12 protein-coding genes are annotated in these 16,900 nt (G+C 70.4%); 9 read left to right on the plus strand and 3 right to left on the minus strand.

Translation table 11 applies throughout. The features are described 5' to 3' along the window. Positions 1-244: 244 nt before the first annotated feature. The 8 genes from pqqA (at position 245) to ACFYZZ_RS05090 (ending at position 11,316) form a co-directional block, all read left to right on the plus strand. The gene (gene pqqA / locus ACFYZZ_RS05055; protein WP_389171650.1) at positions 245-412 is read left to right on the plus strand and encodes a pyrroloquinoline quinone precursor peptide PqqA; all 168 of its coding nucleotides are present in this window, start codon (positions 245-247) and stop codon (positions 410-412) included. After that, entirely contained in the window at positions 409-1,185 is a 777-nt protein-coding gene (gene pqqC, locus ACFYZZ_RS05060) for a pyrroloquinoline-quinone synthase PqqC (RefSeq protein WP_389171653.1), read from the plus strand. Before pqqA ends, pqqC begins: the two co-directional genes overlap by 4 nt. Then, positions 1,182-1,514: a pyrroloquinoline quinone biosynthesis peptide chaperone PqqD gene (gene pqqD, locus ACFYZZ_RS05065; RefSeq protein ID WP_389171657.1), complete on the plus strand. Its 333-nt coding sequence runs from the start codon at positions 1,182-1,184 to the stop codon at positions 1,512-1,514. Before pqqC ends, pqqD begins: the two co-directional genes overlap by 4 nt. Further along, a complete protein-coding gene (pqqE, locus tag ACFYZZ_RS05070; protein WP_389171660.1) occupies positions 1,511-2,620 on the plus strand; it encodes a pyrroloquinoline quinone biosynthesis protein PqqE in 1,110 nt (369 codons plus the stop codon). Before pqqD ends, pqqE begins: the two co-directional genes overlap by 4 nt. Before the next feature lie 72 nt (positions 2,621-2,692). Beyond that, positions 2,693-3,868, plus strand: coding sequence for a glycoside hydrolase family 105 protein (locus ACFYZZ_RS05075; protein WP_389171662.1), 1,176 nt, complete (start codon positions 2,693-2,695; stop codon positions 3,866-3,868). A gap of 4 nt (positions 3,869-3,872) precedes the next feature. Next, complete coding sequence (locus tag ACFYZZ_RS05080; RefSeq protein ID WP_389171665.1) at positions 3,873-4,655, plus strand: heparin lyase I family protein; 783 nt, start codon at positions 3,873-3,875, stop codon at positions 4,653-4,655. Positions 4,656-4,666: 11 nt separating this feature from the next. Continuing rightward, positions 4,667-9,274 carry a glycosyl hydrolase family 28 protein gene (locus ACFYZZ_RS05085; RefSeq protein WP_389171668.1) on the plus strand — a complete coding sequence of 1,536 codons (4,608 nt, stop codon included), beginning with the start codon at positions 4,667-4,669 and terminating at the stop codon, positions 9,272-9,274. An 11-nt stretch (positions 9,275-9,285) separates the two neighbouring features. Then, positions 9,286-11,316, plus strand: a complete 2,031-nt coding sequence (locus ACFYZZ_RS05090) for a PQQ-dependent sugar dehydrogenase (RefSeq protein WP_389171671.1) — start codon at positions 9,286-9,288, stop codon at positions 11,314-11,316. Between the two features lie 6 nt (positions 11,317-11,322). Here the strand turns inward: ACFYZZ_RS05090 and ACFYZZ_RS05095 are convergent, their stop codons facing one another. After that, positions 11,323-13,149 carry an AMP-dependent synthetase/ligase gene (locus ACFYZZ_RS05095; RefSeq protein WP_389171675.1) on the minus strand — a complete coding sequence of 609 codons (1,827 nt, stop codon included), beginning with the start codon at positions 13,147-13,149 and terminating at the stop codon, positions 11,323-11,325. Between the two features lie 240 nt (positions 13,150-13,389). Continuing rightward, positions 13,390-14,889 carry an MFS transporter gene (locus tag ACFYZZ_RS05100; protein ID WP_389171678.1) on the minus strand — a complete coding sequence of 500 codons (1,500 nt, stop codon included), beginning with the start codon at positions 14,887-14,889 and terminating at the stop codon, positions 13,390-13,392. Positions 14,890-14,998: 109 nt separating this feature from the next. On the opposite strand from ACFYZZ_RS05100, the gene ACFYZZ_RS05105 reads away from it, so the two are divergent. Beyond that, positions 14,999-15,982: an Lrp/AsnC family transcriptional regulator gene (locus ACFYZZ_RS05105; protein WP_389171681.1), complete on the plus strand. Its 984-nt coding sequence runs from the start codon at positions 14,999-15,001 to the stop codon at positions 15,980-15,982. On the opposite strand, the gene ACFYZZ_RS05110 is transcribed toward ACFYZZ_RS05105, so the two are convergent. Then, positions 15,964-16,842, minus strand: coding sequence for a LysR substrate-binding domain-containing protein (locus tag ACFYZZ_RS05110; protein ID WP_389171684.1), 879 nt, complete (start codon positions 16,840-16,842; stop codon positions 15,964-15,966). The genes ACFYZZ_RS05105 and ACFYZZ_RS05110 overlap by 19 nt on opposite strands. Positions 16,843-16,900: the final 58 nt, after the last annotated feature.

Raw genomic sequence — 16,900 nt, forward strand, 5'->3', positions numbered from 1 at the left:
CTGCATTCCTGACCGCGGAATCCGTGCCGACTGACCGGCGAGTCAGTTCCCGGAACCTCAGATTGGCCGGAAACGCATCCGACGTTATCGGTCCGGACCATTGACCGCGGCCCTTCATCCCGGGACTCTGTATCGCGCCACCGGACGTGTCGATGAACTCGGTGCATGCATGTGAACGGCCTCTGACCATGGCCGTTGTCTGCCCTCTGAGATCCCCCACCCTCAGGAAAGCGGGTACGCACACATGAACAAAACCCTGTCCACAACCCCCCGTACGGCCCTACAGGACCCGAAGACATCGGATGAAAAGGCCTGGCGGAGCCCGGGCTACCAGATCGTGGAAACCGCACTCGAAGTGACCGCCTACGCGCTCGCCGACCGCCGCGCCCCCGAGCCGCCGCAGGCCTCATGAGCACGACCGTTCCGCCCGTCCGGGACGCCTCGACCGTCCCCCGTACCGACGTCCCCGTCACCGTCCCGCCCACCGGCGCCGCCTGGCCGGCCGTCGAGTTCACCGAGCGGCTGCGCGCCGTCACCGCGGCCCGCTACCACGACCGGCACCCCTTCAACCTGCGGATGCACCGCGGCGAGCTGACCCCCGCCGAACTGCGCCGCTGGATCGCCGCACGCTTCCACTACCAGCGGCACATCCCCGTCAAGGACGCCCTGATCCTCGCCGGGCTCGACCGGCCCGAGCAGCGCCGCCTCTGGCTGCGCCGCATCCGTGACCACGACGGCACGGGGGACGGCGGCCCGGGGAGTGAGGGCGGCATCGAGCGCTGGCTGAGGCTCGGCGAGGCGGCCGGCCTCGGCCGCGAGGAGCTGTGGGACGCCTCCCGGGTGCCGCCCGGGGTGCGGTTCGCGGTCGAGGCCTACGTCACCTTCTGCCGGCTGCGCCCCACGCTGGACGCCGTCGCCGCCTCCCTGACCGAGCTGTCCGCACCGGACCTGATGCGCACCCGTATCGCCGCCTTCGAACGCCACTACCCGTGGATCGACCCGGCCGGTCTCGCCTACTTCCGCACCCGTGTCACCCAGGGCGCCCGCGACGGGGAGGAGGCCCTCGCCCTGGTCCTCGCCACCGCCCGCACCCGTGCGCAGCAGGAACGGGCGGTGGCCGCGCTCACCTTCAAGTGCGAGGTGCTGTGGGCGCTGCTGGACGCGGTGGACGGGAGCACCTCGTGAACTCCTCGCGTCCCGCGGCGCGCCCGTCGCCTCCCACAGCCCGCCAGCCGCTTCCCGCAGCTCGCCGGAACCCGACCGCCTGGCGTCCCGCCCTCGCCCGTGGCGTCCTGCTGCGGCACGACCGGGTGCGGGACACGGACATGTTGCTGCTGCCGGAACGCGTTGTCGTCCTGCACGGCAGCGCGGGCGCCGTCCTCGGACGGTGCGACGGCAGCCGGACCGTGGCCGGCATCGTCGCCGAACTGTCCGCGCAGTACCCCGGCGCACCCGTCGCCGTCGAAGTCCCGGACTTCCTGGCCGGGTTGCGCAAGGAGGGCTGGCTGACATGACGACCGTCGCTCCGCCCTGGGCCCTGCTCGCCGAACTCACCCACGCCTGCCCACTGCGGTGCGGCTATTGTTCGAACCCCGTCGAACTGGTCAGTCGGTCAGTAGAGTTGACCACAGAGCAGTGGGCCGGGGTGTTCCGGCAGGCGGGTGACCTCGGGGTCGTCCACACCCATCTGTCCGGCGGCGAGCCACTGCTGCGCCGAGATCTGCCCGAGCTGGTGGCGGCCGCGGATGCGGCGGGCCTGTACACCCAGCTCGTCACCAGCGGGGTGGGCCTCGGCGAGCGACGGCTGGCCGGGCTGGTCGAGTCCGGGCTGCGCAGTGTGCAGCTGTCCGTGCAGCACGCGGACCCGGATGTCGCCGAACGCATCGCGGGCGTACGGTCGTTCGCGGCGAAGGAGCGCGCGGCCCGGCTGGTCCGCGAGGCGGGACTGCCTCTCGGGATCAACGCCGTGCTGCACCGCGGCAACCTCGACGCCCTGGACGAGCTGATCCGGCTCGCCGCGGACTGGGGCGCGGACCGGCTCGAACTGGCCCACACCCAGTACCACGGCTGGGCGCTGCGCAACCGTGCCGCCCTGCTGCCCACACCCGGCCAGGTCGAACGGGCCCGCTCGGCCGTCGCCCACTGGCGCGAACGACTGGGCGACACCCTGGAGTTGGTGTGGGTGGCCCCAGATCTGCTGGACGCCACCCCGAAACCGTGCATGGGCGGCTGGGGTCGCATCTCGCTCACCGTCACCCCCGACGGCACGGTCCTGCCCTGCCCGGCCGCGAACGGCCTGCCGGGTCTGGACCCGCCGAACGTCCGGGAGCACCGACTGGACCGGATCTGGCGGGAGTCGAAGGCCTTCAACGCCTTCAGGGGCGAGTCCTGGATGCCCGAGCCCTGCCGTGGCTGCGCCCTGCGCACCACCGACCACGGGGGCTGCCGCTGCCAGGCCTACGCCCTCACCGGCGACCCCGCCCGCACCGACCCGGCCTGCCGGCACGCCCCTGACCACTCCCTCGTACGCGACCTCGTGGGCGCGCCCCGGCGGCTCGCGTACGCCTACCGAGAAGCAGTGAGTGAAGCCCCGCGAGAAGTCCCGAGAAAAGCCCAGTGACAAGCCCTCGCGACAAGTTCGGCGAGAGGCCCCGCGACAAGTCCAGCCAGAAGTTCAGCGAGAGGAAGGAACATGAGACGCCGACGCCTGCGCGCGGCCCTGACGGCACTCGCGCTCACCACCGGCCTGGTAGCGCTCCCCCCGGCCGCAGCCGCCCCCGCTCCCGCCCTGCCCCGGCCTGCCGCCGCCCCCGACTGGTCCACGGCCGTGGTCGACTCCACCATGGCCCGCTACACGCCCGCCGGCATCGGCGGCTGGTCCTACCCGGTCGGCCTCTACCTCTACGGCCAGTACCTCACCTACCGGCGCACCCACGAAGCGCGCTACCTCACCTACATCAAGAACTACGTCGACCGCTTCGTGAAGAGCGACGGCTCCATCGGCCAGTCCTCCAACAACCTGGACAGCATGCAGGCCGGCCGCCTCCTGGTGATCCTGCACCACGAGACCGGCCAGGACCGCTACCGCAAGGCGGCGAAGAAGATCCGCGACCGCCTCGCCACTTACCCACGCACGGCCGACGGCGGCTTCTGGCACGCGGACAACAGCAGCCGCGCCCACCAGCTCTGGGCGGACGGCGTCTACATGGTGAACCCGTTCCTCGTCGAGTACGGCAGGGAGTTCGGCGACAGCGCGTACACGAACGACGAGGCGGCCAGGCAGCTCGACGTCTACGGCAGCCATCTCCAGGTCGCAGGCGGCCTGTTGAAGCACGCCTACGACGAGTCGAGGAGCGCGAGCTGGGCCGACCCGCAGACCGGGCTCGCCCCCGAGCACTGGTGCCGCGCGGTCGGCTGGTACTCGATGGCGATCGTCGGCGTCCTCGACGCGATCCCGGCGAACCACTCCCGGCGGCCCCAACTCCTCGGCATCTTCCGGCGGCTGGCGGCAGGCCTGGAGCGGTACCAGGACCCGGCCAGTGGCCGTTGGTTCCAGGTCATGGACAAGGGGAGCAGAAGCGACGACTGGACCGAGACGTCCTGCTCCAGCATGTTCGCCTACGCCCTCTCGCGCGGTGTGCAGCAGGACTATCTCGACCCGCACTACGCGGCCGTCGCCCGGCGTGGCTACCAGGGCGTGCTGGCGAAGATCTCGGTCGGTGCCGACGGCCGCACCAACCTCGCCGACATCTCCGTCGGCACCAACGTCGGCGACTACGCGTACTACGCCGCCCGTACCCGGGCCGTCAACGACTTCCACGGCCTGGGCGCCTTCCTGATCATGAACGAGCAACTACGAGGAGACTGATGTCATGAGCACGTCCAGAAGGGCGGTGCTCGGCGCCGCGCTGGGCGGCGCGGCCGGAGCCGCCGTCGGCCTGCCGAACCCGGCCCGGGCCGCGTCCTGGCAGCTCAAGTGGTCCCCGTCCGCGAGCGCCGACGGACTGGGCGCCTTCGAGACCGTCGAGGACGACCGCGCCGACTCGCACCCCGCGGGGCACCCGCACATCCACGCCACGGGCGACAACTGGCGCTTCACCATGCACACGGTCGACCGCGACACCTCGACCGACCGCCAGCGCCAGGAGGTCACCGGCCTGCGCACGAGCGGCAGCAGCTACCTCAAGTGGACCGAGGGCCAGACCTGGCGGATCACGTACTCGATGTACATCCCCAGCTCGCTGAAGGCGACCGCCACCTTCACGCACATCATGCAGATGAAGCAGCCCGGCAACGGTACGTCGCCGATCGTCGTCCAGTCCCTGCGCCGGGTGAACGGCAAGCAGACCATCGAGCTGCGGCTCGCGATCGACGACGTCCTGGTCGGCCGCACCGACCTCGATCCGCTGCACGACAAGTGGACCGACGTCGACTTCCAGATCAAGGTCGGCAACGGTTCGGCAGGTTCGGTCCGCTGGATCCTCAGGAGCGGCTCGACGACCGTGATCGACAAGGCGAGGACCGGCGTCGACACCTTCCTCGCCGACCGCGTCCGCCCGAAGTGGGGCATCTACCGCTCCCTCGGCGACACCTCCGGCTCCCTGCAGAACACCTATCTCCTGCTCACCAACCTCCGCGGCTACCAACTCGTCTGAGGAGCCGTCCCATGCCTTCCAGCCCCCCGCACGGCAGAGGTGCGGCGGCGATCGTCCTGTTCGTCGTCGCCGTCGTCCTCGGCCTCACCCACCCCGCCGCCCTCGCGGCCCCCGAGCCCGCGCCCCGCGCCGCCGCCGTCTTCGACGTGCGCGACTACGGCGCCAAGGGCGACGGTTCCACCAACGACACCCCCGCCGTCAACAAGGCCATCACCGCGGCGAGTTCGGCTGGCGGCGGCACCGTCCGCTTCCCGGCCGGCACCTACAAGTCCAAGAACACCATCCACATGAAGAGCGACGTGACGCTCCAGGTCGACACGGGCGCCACGATCCAGGGCTCCTCCGCGGACACCTACGACCCGCCGGAGTCCAACCCCTACGACAAGTACCAGGACTACGGGCACAGCCACTTCCACAACGCGATGATCTCCGGCGACCGGCTCACGAACATCGGCTTCGTCGGCGGCGGGGTCATCGACGGCGGCGGCAACCTGATCACCGGCAACCCGAAACCGGGCGAGGCCGACAAGATCCTCTCGCTGACCCGCTGCGACGGACTGCGGATCGGCGACGGCCTCACCCTGCGCCGAGGCGGCCACTTCGCCGCCCTCGTCAACGGCTGCAAGATCGTGACGTCGGACCACCTGACCATCGACACCGCGAGCGACCGCGACGGCTGGAACATCATCTCCACGACCGACGTCACGGTCACCAACGCGCACATCAGGGCCAACGACGACGCGCTCGTCTTCAAGAGCGACTACGCCCTCGGCGCCAAGCTCCCCAACGGCCATGTCCGGGTGAGCGATTCATACCTCTCGGCGCGGTGCTGCAACGCCCTGATGTTCGGCTCCGAGACCTGCGGCGACTTCTCGGACTACCAGTTCGAGAGGATCCGTATCGAGGGCGCCGACAAGTCCGGCCTCGGCATGGTGTCCATGGACGGCGCGAAGATCTCCGACGTCCACTACCGCGACATCACCATGAGGAACGTCCACTCGCCGATCATGCAGAAGATCGGCACACGCAAGCGCTGCGGCAACAGCCCGGGTGTCGGCTCGATCAGCGACGTGACGTACGACGACGTCACGGCCACCGGCAACAGCCCGTCCTTCAGCCCGACCCTGTGGGGCGAGAGGGGCCACCGGATCAGCGGCATCACCTTCCACCACGTCGACATCACCGTGCCCGGCGGCAACGGCACCATGTCCACCGCGGTGCCCAGCAACGACCCGAACGACTACAACCCCAAGAGCATCGGCACCCGGCCGGCCTACGGCTGGTACCTGCACAACGCCGACCATGTGCGGTTCACCGACAGCTCCGTGAAGTCCGGCGACGACGACGGCCGTCCGGCGGTCATCGCCAACGCGGCGAGCGACATCCGCTTCACCCGCTTCACCGCCCAGCGCGGCGCCGGCTCCCCGCACGACGCCGGCTTCCAAGACGTCACCGGCTACTGCCTGACGGACAGCCGCACCACCTCGGGCGGCGGCCTGCGGATCTCGTCCACCGGGTCCACCGAAAACTGCGGGACGGCGGCCAGGCCCCTCGATCTGGAGAACTCCCGCCAGGACTTCCTCCGGGCCTCGGTCGGCGGCCTCTTCCTGCACTGGGGCCTGCGCACCGCCCCCGCCCACACCAGCTGCGGCGCCTGGGAGAACGACGTCACCAGCGGCGGCTGGACCCCGGACTACTGGGTGAACGAAGCCCGCAAACTGCACACGCAGTACCTCGTCCTGGCCACGTTCCACAGCCGACTGGGCTACGCCCGCCCCTGGCCGTCCAAGATCCCCGGTTCCTGCTCCACCAAGCGGGACTTCCTCGGCGAGCTGATCACGGCCGCCAAGGCCAAGGGCATGAAGGTCATCCTCTACATGACCGACGACCCCCAGTGGCACGCCGAGGGCGGCCACGAGTGGCTCGACTCGGCCGCCTACTCCGCCCACAAGGGCAAGAACGTCGACCTGACCACCCGCGAGGGCTTCGGGCAGTTCAGTTACGACAACTTCTTCGAGGTCATGGACCGCTACCCCGACCTCGGCGGCTTCTGGATCGACAACGACAACGCGTACTGGGAGAGCCACAACCTCTACGCGCAGATCTACCAGAAGCGCCCGAACTACACGCTCAGCAACAACAACGAAGACACGCCGATCATGGACATGATCAGCAATGAGCAGAAGACGGGGATGACGCCCGCCTACGACTACCCCCAGGCCGTGTACACGGCCCAACCCCGGCTGACCGAAGCGGACTTCAAGCTGCCCTCGACCGGCGCCTGGTGGTACGACGGCTCGAACCCGTCGGTCGACCGAGCGCTCACCCTGGGCCGCCTCGTCACCAACGCCGGCTCCTCGGTCAAAGCCCTGATGGCCGAGACCGCCCAGGTCAACGGCAAGTTCCCGGCCAACCAGGCCGCCTTCAACACCTTCGCCGACAGCTACCTCGACCCCATCTGGGAGTCCCTGCACGGCACCGAGGGCGGCGGCTACCTGTACGGCGGCCTCAAACCGGGCTTCTGGAACGACGGCGCCCATGGCGTGACCACGATCAGCAGGACGGACCCGAACCGCCAGTACATCCACGTCCTGACCCCGCCCAGCACCAGCACTCTGCGCATCCGCGACAACGGGTACCGCATCGCGTCCGTCACCAACCTCCGTACGGGCAAGGTGGTTTCCTGGTCGCAGTCCGGCGGTGTGCTGACGCTGACCGGGCTCGGCTCCTGGGACCCGTACGACACCGTCTTCAAGGTCACCAGCGCCGGCCGCCAGGGCATCCTCACCGGCGTCAAGGTGACCGCGAGCACCTCGGCGAGCGGTCACACCGGCTCCGCGGCCGGCGACGGCGACCACCTCACCTACTGGGACAACGACAAGACCCTGCCGGTCAGCCTCACCTTCGACCTCGGCGCGGCGAAGAAGGTGCAGTACATCGGCCTCAACCAGCGCGAGGACTCCGTCGCCTACGCCCGCTCGGACACCGAGCAGTCGGCGCGGATCAAGGACTACAAGGTGTACCTCAGCAATGACGGCTCGACCTGGGGGAGCGCGGTGAAGACCGGGCAGCTCCCGAGTCGGCGCGGCATCCAGGGCCTCGACCTCACCGCCGCGAACGCCCGCTACGTACGCCTGGAGGTGGACTCCACCTGGGCCGCGTCGACCGATACCACCCGCTACAAGCGGCTGCGGATCGACGAGGCGTGGATCGGCACCTCGTACGCGACACCATCGGCGTTCACCACCAGGTCGGACAACGGCCAGTCCCTGCGTCCCGCCATGGGCTGGAGCAGCTGGAGTTTCGTGCGCCGCCTGCCGACCGAGGCGAAGATCAGGGCCCAGGCCGACGCGCTGGCGTCGAGCGGCCTGAAGGACCACGGCTTCGTGCACGTCAACCTCGACGACTTCTGGCAGAAGTGCGACTCGAACGGCTTCGTCGTCGACTCCTACGGCCGCTGGGCCGTCGACACCGACAAGTTCCCCGGCGGTATCAAGGCGCTCGCCGACTACGTCCACTCCAGGGGCCTGAAGTTCGGTTTCTACGTCACTCCCGGCATCGCGAAGAACGCCGTCACCAGGAACACCCCGATCGAGGGCACGTCGTACCACGCGAAGGACATCGCGGACACCTCGAAGACGGAGAAGAACTACAACTGCAAGAACATGTACTACATCGACTACTCCAAGCCGGGCGCGCAGGAGTTCGTGAACTCGTGGGCCAAGCAGTTCGCGTCCTGGGGAGTCGACTACCTGAAGATCGACGGCGTGGGCAGCCAGGACGTCCCCGACGTCCAGGCCTGGGACAAGGCGCTGCGCGCCACCGGACGGCCCATCACCTTCGCCCTCTCCAACAACCTGCCGATCGCGAACGCCTCGACCTGGCGGCAGCTGGCGAACAGCTGGCGCACCCAGGGCGACGTCGAGTGCTACTGCGGACCCGGTTCGCACGGCAGCGGCTATCCGCTCACCGACTGGTCCCACGTCTTTGCCCGTTTCACCTCGGCCGCCGACTGGCAGCCGTACGCAGGACCCGGCGGCTGGAACGACCTGGACTCCCTGGAGATCGGCAACGGCGACCAGGTGGGGCTCACCGCCGACCAGCGGCGCTCGCACTTCACCCTGTGGGCGATGGCGGGCGCGCCCCTGCTGCTCGGCACCGACCTCACCCACCTCGACCCCGTCGACAAGGCGATGCTGACCAACGACCGGCTGATCGGCGTCGACCAGGACGGCGTGGCCGCGAAGCGCCTCGTGAACAGTGGTGTCAAGCAGGTCTGGAGCAAACGCGAGAACAGCGGCGACCATGTGGTGGCGCTGTTCAACACCGGAACCTCCGGCAACGCCACGGTCAGTGTGAACTGGTCCCAGGTCGGCTTCACCGGTTCCGGCGACGTCACCGACCTCTGGTCCGGCTCCCACAAGGGTGTGGTCGCCGGCTCCTACAGCGCGACCCTGCGCCCCGGCGAGACCCGGCTGATCCGGGTGATGCCGGTCGACTCCACGAAGGCCGCGGCGTCCCCGGGCTCGCGACCGCTGACCGGCGGCACCGACCAGTCGAGCGGCGTGACACAGCAGCCGTACGACTACCTGAAGGTCTTCGCCCAGTACACGGGCTGAGGGGAACACCCATGAATCTCAAGAGAGTTCTGCCGTACGGCCTGGCCGCGGCCCTTGTGCTGCCCCTGGCCGGTCTGAGTCAGGGCACCGCCCTCGCCGCCACCGACTACCAGGCCGAGGACGCCCGGATCTCCCAGGGCACCGTCGCCACCAACCACACCGGCTACACGGGCACCGGCTTCGTCGACTACACCAACGTCAAGGGCTCCTACGTGGAGTTCACGGTGAACGCGGCCGCCGCCGGCACCGCAGCGGTCACCCTCCGCTACGCCAACGGCACCTCCACCGACCGCCTGATGGACATCTCCGTCGGCGGCACGGTCGCCGCGCCCGCGGTCTCCTTCCCGGCCACCGCCGACTGGAACACCTGGGCCACCCGAACCGTCAACGTGCCGCTCGCCGCCGGGTCCAACACGATCCGCGCGACCGCCACCACCGCCGACGGCGGCCCCAACCTGGACCGCATCGGCGTCGCCGCGGCGACCGACACCCAGGCCCCGACCCGACCCGGGCAGCCCGGCTGCTCCGACATCGGCGAGAGCGGCCTCACCCTCGGTTGGGGTGCCTCCACCGACAACGTGGGCGTGGCGGCGTACGACATCTACGAGCACGGCAACAAGATCAGCGAGGCGCCCGGGAGCGCGACCGGCAAGGCACTGACCGGGCTCACCCCCAACACCACCTACAACCTGACCGTCATCGCCCGGGACGCGGCCGGCAACACCTCCCCGGCCAGCCCCGTCGTCGACTGCACGACGAAGCCCAGCTCCGACAGCACACCGCCGACCGCACCCGGCACCCTGTCCGCGGCCGGCATCACGGCGAACACGGCCGACCTCAGCTGGGGCGCGTCGACGGACGACCGCGCCGTCGTCGCCTACGACGTACGCAGCGACACCACCGTCTACAAGACCGTCACCGGCGGTACGTCGACCACCCTCACCGGTCTCGCCTGCAACAGCCCGTACTCGCTGAACGTCGTCGCCCGGGACGCGGCCGGGAACGTCTCGCAGCCGAGCAACACCGTCACCTTCACCACCAAGGCCTGCGCCACCGACGGCGGTGTCCCGTCCTCCGTGGCCACGCTGTCGACGGGCTGGACGATCCCGTGGGGCACCTACTGGATGCCCGACGGCAAGACCGCGCTGGTCACCGAGCGCGACGACTTCCGGGTCTGGAAGGTCACCAAGGACGGCACGAAGACCCAGGTGGGCACCGTCCCGAACGCCGTCACCACCAACGGCGAGGGCGGGCTGCTCGGGGTCGCCGTCGACCCCAGGTGGGACACCGACCACTACGTCTACTTCATGCACACCGCGTCCGAGGGCAACCGCGTCGTCCGCATGACCTACGACGGCACCCAACTCACCGACTACAAGGTGCTGCTCCAGGGCATCAAGAAGAACCGCTACCACAACGGCGGCCGCCTCGCCTTCGGCCCCGACGGCTATCTGTACGTCTCCACCGGCGAGGCCCAGACACCCGAACTCGCGCAGGACAAGAACTCCCTCAACGGCAAGATCCTGCGCATGACGACCGACGGCAAGCCGGCCCCCGGCAACCCCTTCGGCAACTACGTCTACTCCCTGGGCCACCGCAATCCGCAGGGCCTCGCCTTCGACCGCAACGGGCGCCTGTGGGAGGCCGAGTTCGGCAACAGCTCCAAGGACGAGCTGAACCTCATCAAGCCCGGCGCCAACTACGGCTGGCCGACCTGCGAAGGCAACTGCTCCGTCGCCGGCATGACCAACCCCAAGGCCACCTGGAACGTCTCCGAGGCCTCGCCCAGCGGTATCGCCATCGTCCGCAACGTCGTCTACATGGCGTCCCTGCGCGGCGAGCGGCTGTGGCGCATCCCGATCAGCGGGGACACCGAGAAGGTCGGCACCCCGACCGCCTACTACGTCGGGACCTACGGCCGGCTGCGCACCGTCACCAAGGTGCCCGGCGCCGACCAGCTGTGGCTGTCCACCACCAACTGCGACAACAACGGAGGAGCGGCGGACGGATCCGACAAGATCTTCAAGGTGACGATCAGCTGACGGGGGTCAGGCCTGGTAGAGAGCCTCGACCTCGGCCTCGTACGCCTTCTCGATCGCCTTCCGCTTCAGCTTCAACGACGGTGTCAGCAGGCCGTGTTCCTCGGTGAACGGCTGCGCCAGGATGCGGAAGGTACGGATGGACTCGGCCTGCGAGACGAGGGTGTTGGCGGCGACCACCGCCCGCCGCACCTCCGCCTCCAGGTCCGGGTCCCGTACCAGCGCCGCGGGCGTCAGCTTCGGCTTGCCGCGCATCTGCAGCCAGTGCTCCACGGCCTCCTGCTCCAGGGTGACCAGGGCGGCGATGTAGGGGCGGTCGTTGCCGACGACGATGCACTGGTTGACCAGCGGATGGTCGCGGACCCGCTCCTCCAGGACACCGGGGGAGACGCTCTTGCCGCCGGAGGTCACCAGGATCTCCTTCTTGCGGCCGGTGATGGTCAGATAGCCGTCCTCGTCGAGGGAGCCGAGGTCGCCGGTGGCGAGCCAGCCGTCGTGCAGGGTCGCGTCGGTGGCCTTCTGGTTGTTGAGGTAGCCCTGGAAGACGTTGCCGCCGTGCAGCCAGATCTCCCCGTCGTCCGCGATGTGCACGGTGACGCCCGGGATGGCCTGGCCGACGGTGCCGTAGCGGGTGCGGTCGGGCGGGTTCGCGGTCGCCGCCGCCGTCGACTCGGTCAGGCCGTAGCCCTCGTAGATCTGCACGCCCGCGCCCGCGAAGAACAGCCCCAGCCGGCGGTCCATCGCCGAGCCGCCGGACATCGCGTTCCGGATCCGCCCGCCCATCGCCGCGCGGACCTTCGCGTACACGAGCTTGTCGAACAGCTGGTGCTGCATCCTGAGGGCCGCCGACGGGCCCGGCCCTGTGCCCCAGGCCTTGGCCTCGATGGCGTCGGCGTACTTCACGGCGATCTCGACCGCCTTCTCGAACGGCCCCGACTTGCCGTCCTTCTCCGCCTTGCGCCGGGCTGCGTTGAACACCTTCTCGAAGATGTACGGCACCGCGAGGATGAACGTCGGCCGGAACGCGGCCAGGTCCGGCAGCAGCGCGGCCGCGTGCAGCTGCGGCTGGTGCCCGAAGCGGACCCGGCCACGGATCGCGGCGACCTCCACCATCCGCCCGAAGACGTGCGCCAGCGGCAGGAACAGCAGCGTGGAGGCCTCGTCACCCTTCTTGGAGTGGAACACCGGCTCCCACCGCTCGATGACCGTGTCCGCCTCGTACATGAAGTTCCCGTGCGAGAGCACACAGCCCTTGGGGCGGCCGGTCGTGCCCGAGGTGTAGATGATCGTGGCGACCGAGTCCGGGGTGACCGCCTGCCGGTGCCGGTGCACCACCTCGTCGTCCAGATGCGCGCCGGCGTCGTACAGCTCCCGCACACAGCCGGCGTCCAGCTGCCACAGCTCGCGCAGCTGCGGCAGCCGGTCGATGACCGTGGCGATGGTCATCGCGTGGTCCTCGTGCTCCACGATCGCCGCCGACACCTCGGCGTCGTACAGCATCCAGAAGCACTGCTCGGCCGAGGACGTCGGGTAGATCGGGACCACCTGGGCGCCGATCGTCCACAGCGCGAAGTCGAACAGGGTCCACTCGTAGCGGGTCCGGGACATGATCGCGACCCGGTCGCCGAACCGGACGCCACGGGCGAGGAGCCCCTTGGCCAGGGCGAGGACCTCGTCGCGGAACTCGGCGGAGGTCACGTCCCGCCACTGGCCCGACTCGTCCTTGCGGCCCAGCGCGATGTGCAGGGGGTCCGTCCGGGCATGCTCGAAGACGACGTCGGCCAGGCCGCCCACCGGCGGCGCCGACGCCAACGGAGGGGTGGTGAACTCGCGCAAACCCTCGCTCCCCGTTCCTATGACGCTCCGCACAGCGCCGTGAAAGCTACCCCACCCACAGTCGGGGCGGGAGGGGGTGCGAAATCGACCAATGCTCACCAACGGCGTGGGCGGTGCCCGGAAAATACACTCACATGCGGAAGGGTCGGACAGAATACTTACGGTTCAGTAAGTTTCGGCGGAGTAATCTCCACCGAATCTGTACGACCCGATTACGGCCCACCGCCGCCCCCGGAGGACTCAGGTGCGGGGCACCCTCGTCCTCTCCTTCAGCGCCGCAGGAGCGGATTCCGTCACTCCGGTCCGCTCCGCACCCGGTGTCCTGACCAGGACCAGGACCAGCGCACCCGCCGCGATCCCGGCCAGGCCCGCGACCACCAGTGTGCCGTTCAGGCCGGAGGCGAACGCGGCACGCAGTGTGTGCTCCGGGACGCTGCCGCGCAGAGCGGCCGCGCCGCCGCCGGCCAGCGTGTGGGCCGCGCCGTGCGGGAGCGCACCGGTCATCCGGGAGGTCAGGACGGTGCCGAACACCGCGACCCCCAGCGCGAACCCCAGCTGCCGGACGGTGTTCACCGCACCGCCCGCCATCCCGGACCGCTCCGGCGGCACCGACGCCAGCGCCGCCCCGGCCACGGTCGGCGACACGAACCCGGTGCCGACGCCCACAAGCACGAACCCCGGCACCAGCGCCGGCCAGCTGGAATCCGCGTCGAGCACCGCCTGGCAGATGTCGCCCGCGCCGATCAGCAGCAGCCCGCCGCCTATGGTCAGCCGGGCCGGCACACCGTGCAGCAGCTTCCCCACCAGCACGGCGACGATCATCGCCGCGACCGTCAGCGGCAGCAGCGTCAGCCCGCCCCGCACCGGACTCATGCCCAGCAGCGTCTGCATCCAGATCGACACGTACGGCGTCACCCCGAACGCCACCCCGTTGAAGGCGAACGCCCCCGCCATCACGCCCACGAACGCGGGCTTGCGCAGCAGCCCGAGGTCCAGCAGCGGATGCGCCGACCGCCGCTCCACCAGCACGAAGACCATCAGCGCCAGCGCCGCGCAGCCGAACGCCGTGAGCGCCGCCGGCGCCGTCCAGCCGTCCTCACCGGCCCGCACCACCGCGTACGTCACCCCGCCCGCGAAACCGGCGAAGGCCGCCGTACCCGCCCAGTCCACCTGCATCCCGCGCGGCCCCCGGGACTCCGGCACCACGCGCAGCGTCAGCCACACGGCGGCGACGCTCACCGGCAGGTTCACGAAGAAGATCCACCGCCAGCCCGGCCCCTCGGTGAGCAGACCGCCCAGCACCGGGCCGACCGCCGCGGCCCCGCCGCTCACCGCGCCCCACACCCCGAGCGCCACCGACCGCCGCTGCCCCTGGTAGACCGAGCCCAGCAGCGGCAGCGTCGTCGCGAACATCGCCGCCGCACCGACACCCTGCAGCGCCCGTGCGGCCACCAGCAGACCCGGCCCCGACGCCAGCCCGCACAGCAGCGACGCCACCGCGAACAGCACCACGCCCGCCACATGCACCCGGCGCCGCCCCAGCACGTCGGCGGCCGCGCCCACGCCCAGCAGCAGCGCCGCCAGCGCCAGCGCGTACCCGTCGACCACCCACTGCAGATCGCTCAGCGACGTGTGCAGCGCACCGGCCATGTCCGGCAGCGCCACCACCACGATCGTCACGTCCAGCAGCAGCATGAACGTGCCCAGGCACACGGCCGTGAGCGTCCCCCATGTACGCATGTCCTCAACTCCCTTTACGACGGCTGCGTATCGCTCCGTACGATGCGCACAGCGCGGCCGATCAACCCGGAACAGGCCGCTGCAGCGACGAAATCCGACGGGGGAGCGCATGCTGACGATGGAATCCGACACCTTCGACCAGCTCGACCTCCAGCTGCTGTCCGCCCTGGAGGTCGACGGCCGGGCCTCCTTCAGCCGGATCGGGCAGGTGCTCGGCGTCTCCGACCAGACGATCGCGCGCCGCTTTCGCCGGCTGTCCGCCGAGGGCGGCCTCAGGGTCGTCGCCCTGCGCGACGCAGAAGCCCTCCGCCAGGACCAGTGGATGCTCCGCCTGCGCTGCGCCCCCGACGGCGCCTCCGTCATCGCCGACGCGCTCGCCAAACGCCCCGACACCGCCTGGATCGGCCTGGCCGCCGGCGGTACCGAGGTCGTCTGCATGACCCGGCCGCGCAGCCCCGGCGACCACGACGACCTCCTCCTCGGCAAGCTGCCGCGCACCCCGAGCGTGGTGGAGATCCGCGCCCAGCAGCTCCTGCACCGCTTCTACGGCGGACCCACCGGCTGGCTGCGCAAGTTCCGGGCACTCGACGACGACCAGATCGCCGCCCTGCGCCCCGAGCCCCAGGCCCCGGCCGGACCGGCCCGCATCGACCCCGAGGACGAGCCGCTCCTCGCCGTCCTGCAACAGGACGGCCGGGCCGGCTACCCCGAACTGCAGCGCGCCACCGGCCGCTCCGAGTCCGCCGTCAAGCGCCGCCTCGCAGCTCTGCTCGCCTCCGGAGCGGTGTACATCGACGTCGAGTACAACTCGGAGATCCTCGGCCACGCCCGGGCCGCCGCCCTGTGGATCACCACCGCCCCCGCCGCCCTGCACACCGTCGGCGAGGCCCTCGCGACCCACGACGAGATCGCCTTCGCCTCCGCCACCGCCGGCCCCTCCCACATCGTCGTCACCGCGGTCGTCCGTGACACGAGCAGCCTGTACGCCTACCTCAGCGGACCGCTCGGCCGGCTGGAGGGCGTCCAGCACGTGGAGACCACGCCGTTCCTGCGCCGGGTCAAGCAGCTGACGTATCAGCGCCCGCCGCGCTGACCGCGGTGCAGCCGGTCCCCGCCCGCCAGGACCGCCGCCGCCAGCGCGTTCGCCGCGGCGTCGGCCGTGCCTCGCCGCCGGCCGTGCACGAGGACGAAGTCCACCTTGCCCAGCTCCGGCAGGCCCGAACGGTCCGGTACCCGGAACAGCCCCGGCGGGATCAGCCGCCGCGAGTGGGCCATGACACCGAGCCCCGCGCGGGCGGCGGCGATCAGTCCGTTGAGGCTGCCGCTGGTGCACGCGATCCGCCAGTGGCGCCCCTGCTCCTCCAGCGCCTCCAGGGCGCGGGCGCGGGTGATGCCGGGCGGGGGATAGACGATCAGCGGGACCGGCCGGTCGGGCTCCAGACGGACGTGCTCGGAGCCGATCCACACCAGGTCGTCGCGCCACACCAGCTCGCCGCGCGGATCCTGCGGGCGCCGCTTGGCGAGCACCAGGTCGAGCTTCCCGGCCGCCAGCTGCTCGTGCAGGGTGCCGGACAGCTCCACCGTCAGCTCCAGGTCGACCTCCGGGTGGTCGTGGCGGAAGCCCTCCAGGATCTCCGGCAGCCGGGTGAGGACGAAGTCCTCCGAGGCACCGAAGCGCAGCCGGCCCCGCACCCGGGTGCCGGTGAAGAACGCCGTCGCCTGCTCGTGCACCTCCAGCAGCCGGCGGGCGAAGCCCAGCATCGCCTCGCCGTCCTCGGTCAGCTCCACGGAGTGGGTGTCCCGGGAGAACAGCTGACGGCCGGTGGCCTCCTCCAGTCGGCGCACATGCTGGCTGACCGTGGACTGGCGCAGCCCGAGCCGCCGTGCGGCCTGCGTGAAGCTGAGCGTCTGCGCCACCGCCAGGAACGTGCGCAGCTGGGTGGGGTCGTACACGACGCCAGCCTATCGCCGGTCATCACGGAACACGATGACAGTCAGAGTGGTATGTGGG

It is taken from the genome of Streptomyces sp. NPDC001816, assembly GCF_042892235.1.
Taxonomy (GTDB): domain Bacteria; phylum Actinomycetota; class Actinomycetes; order Streptomycetales; family Streptomycetaceae; genus Streptomyces.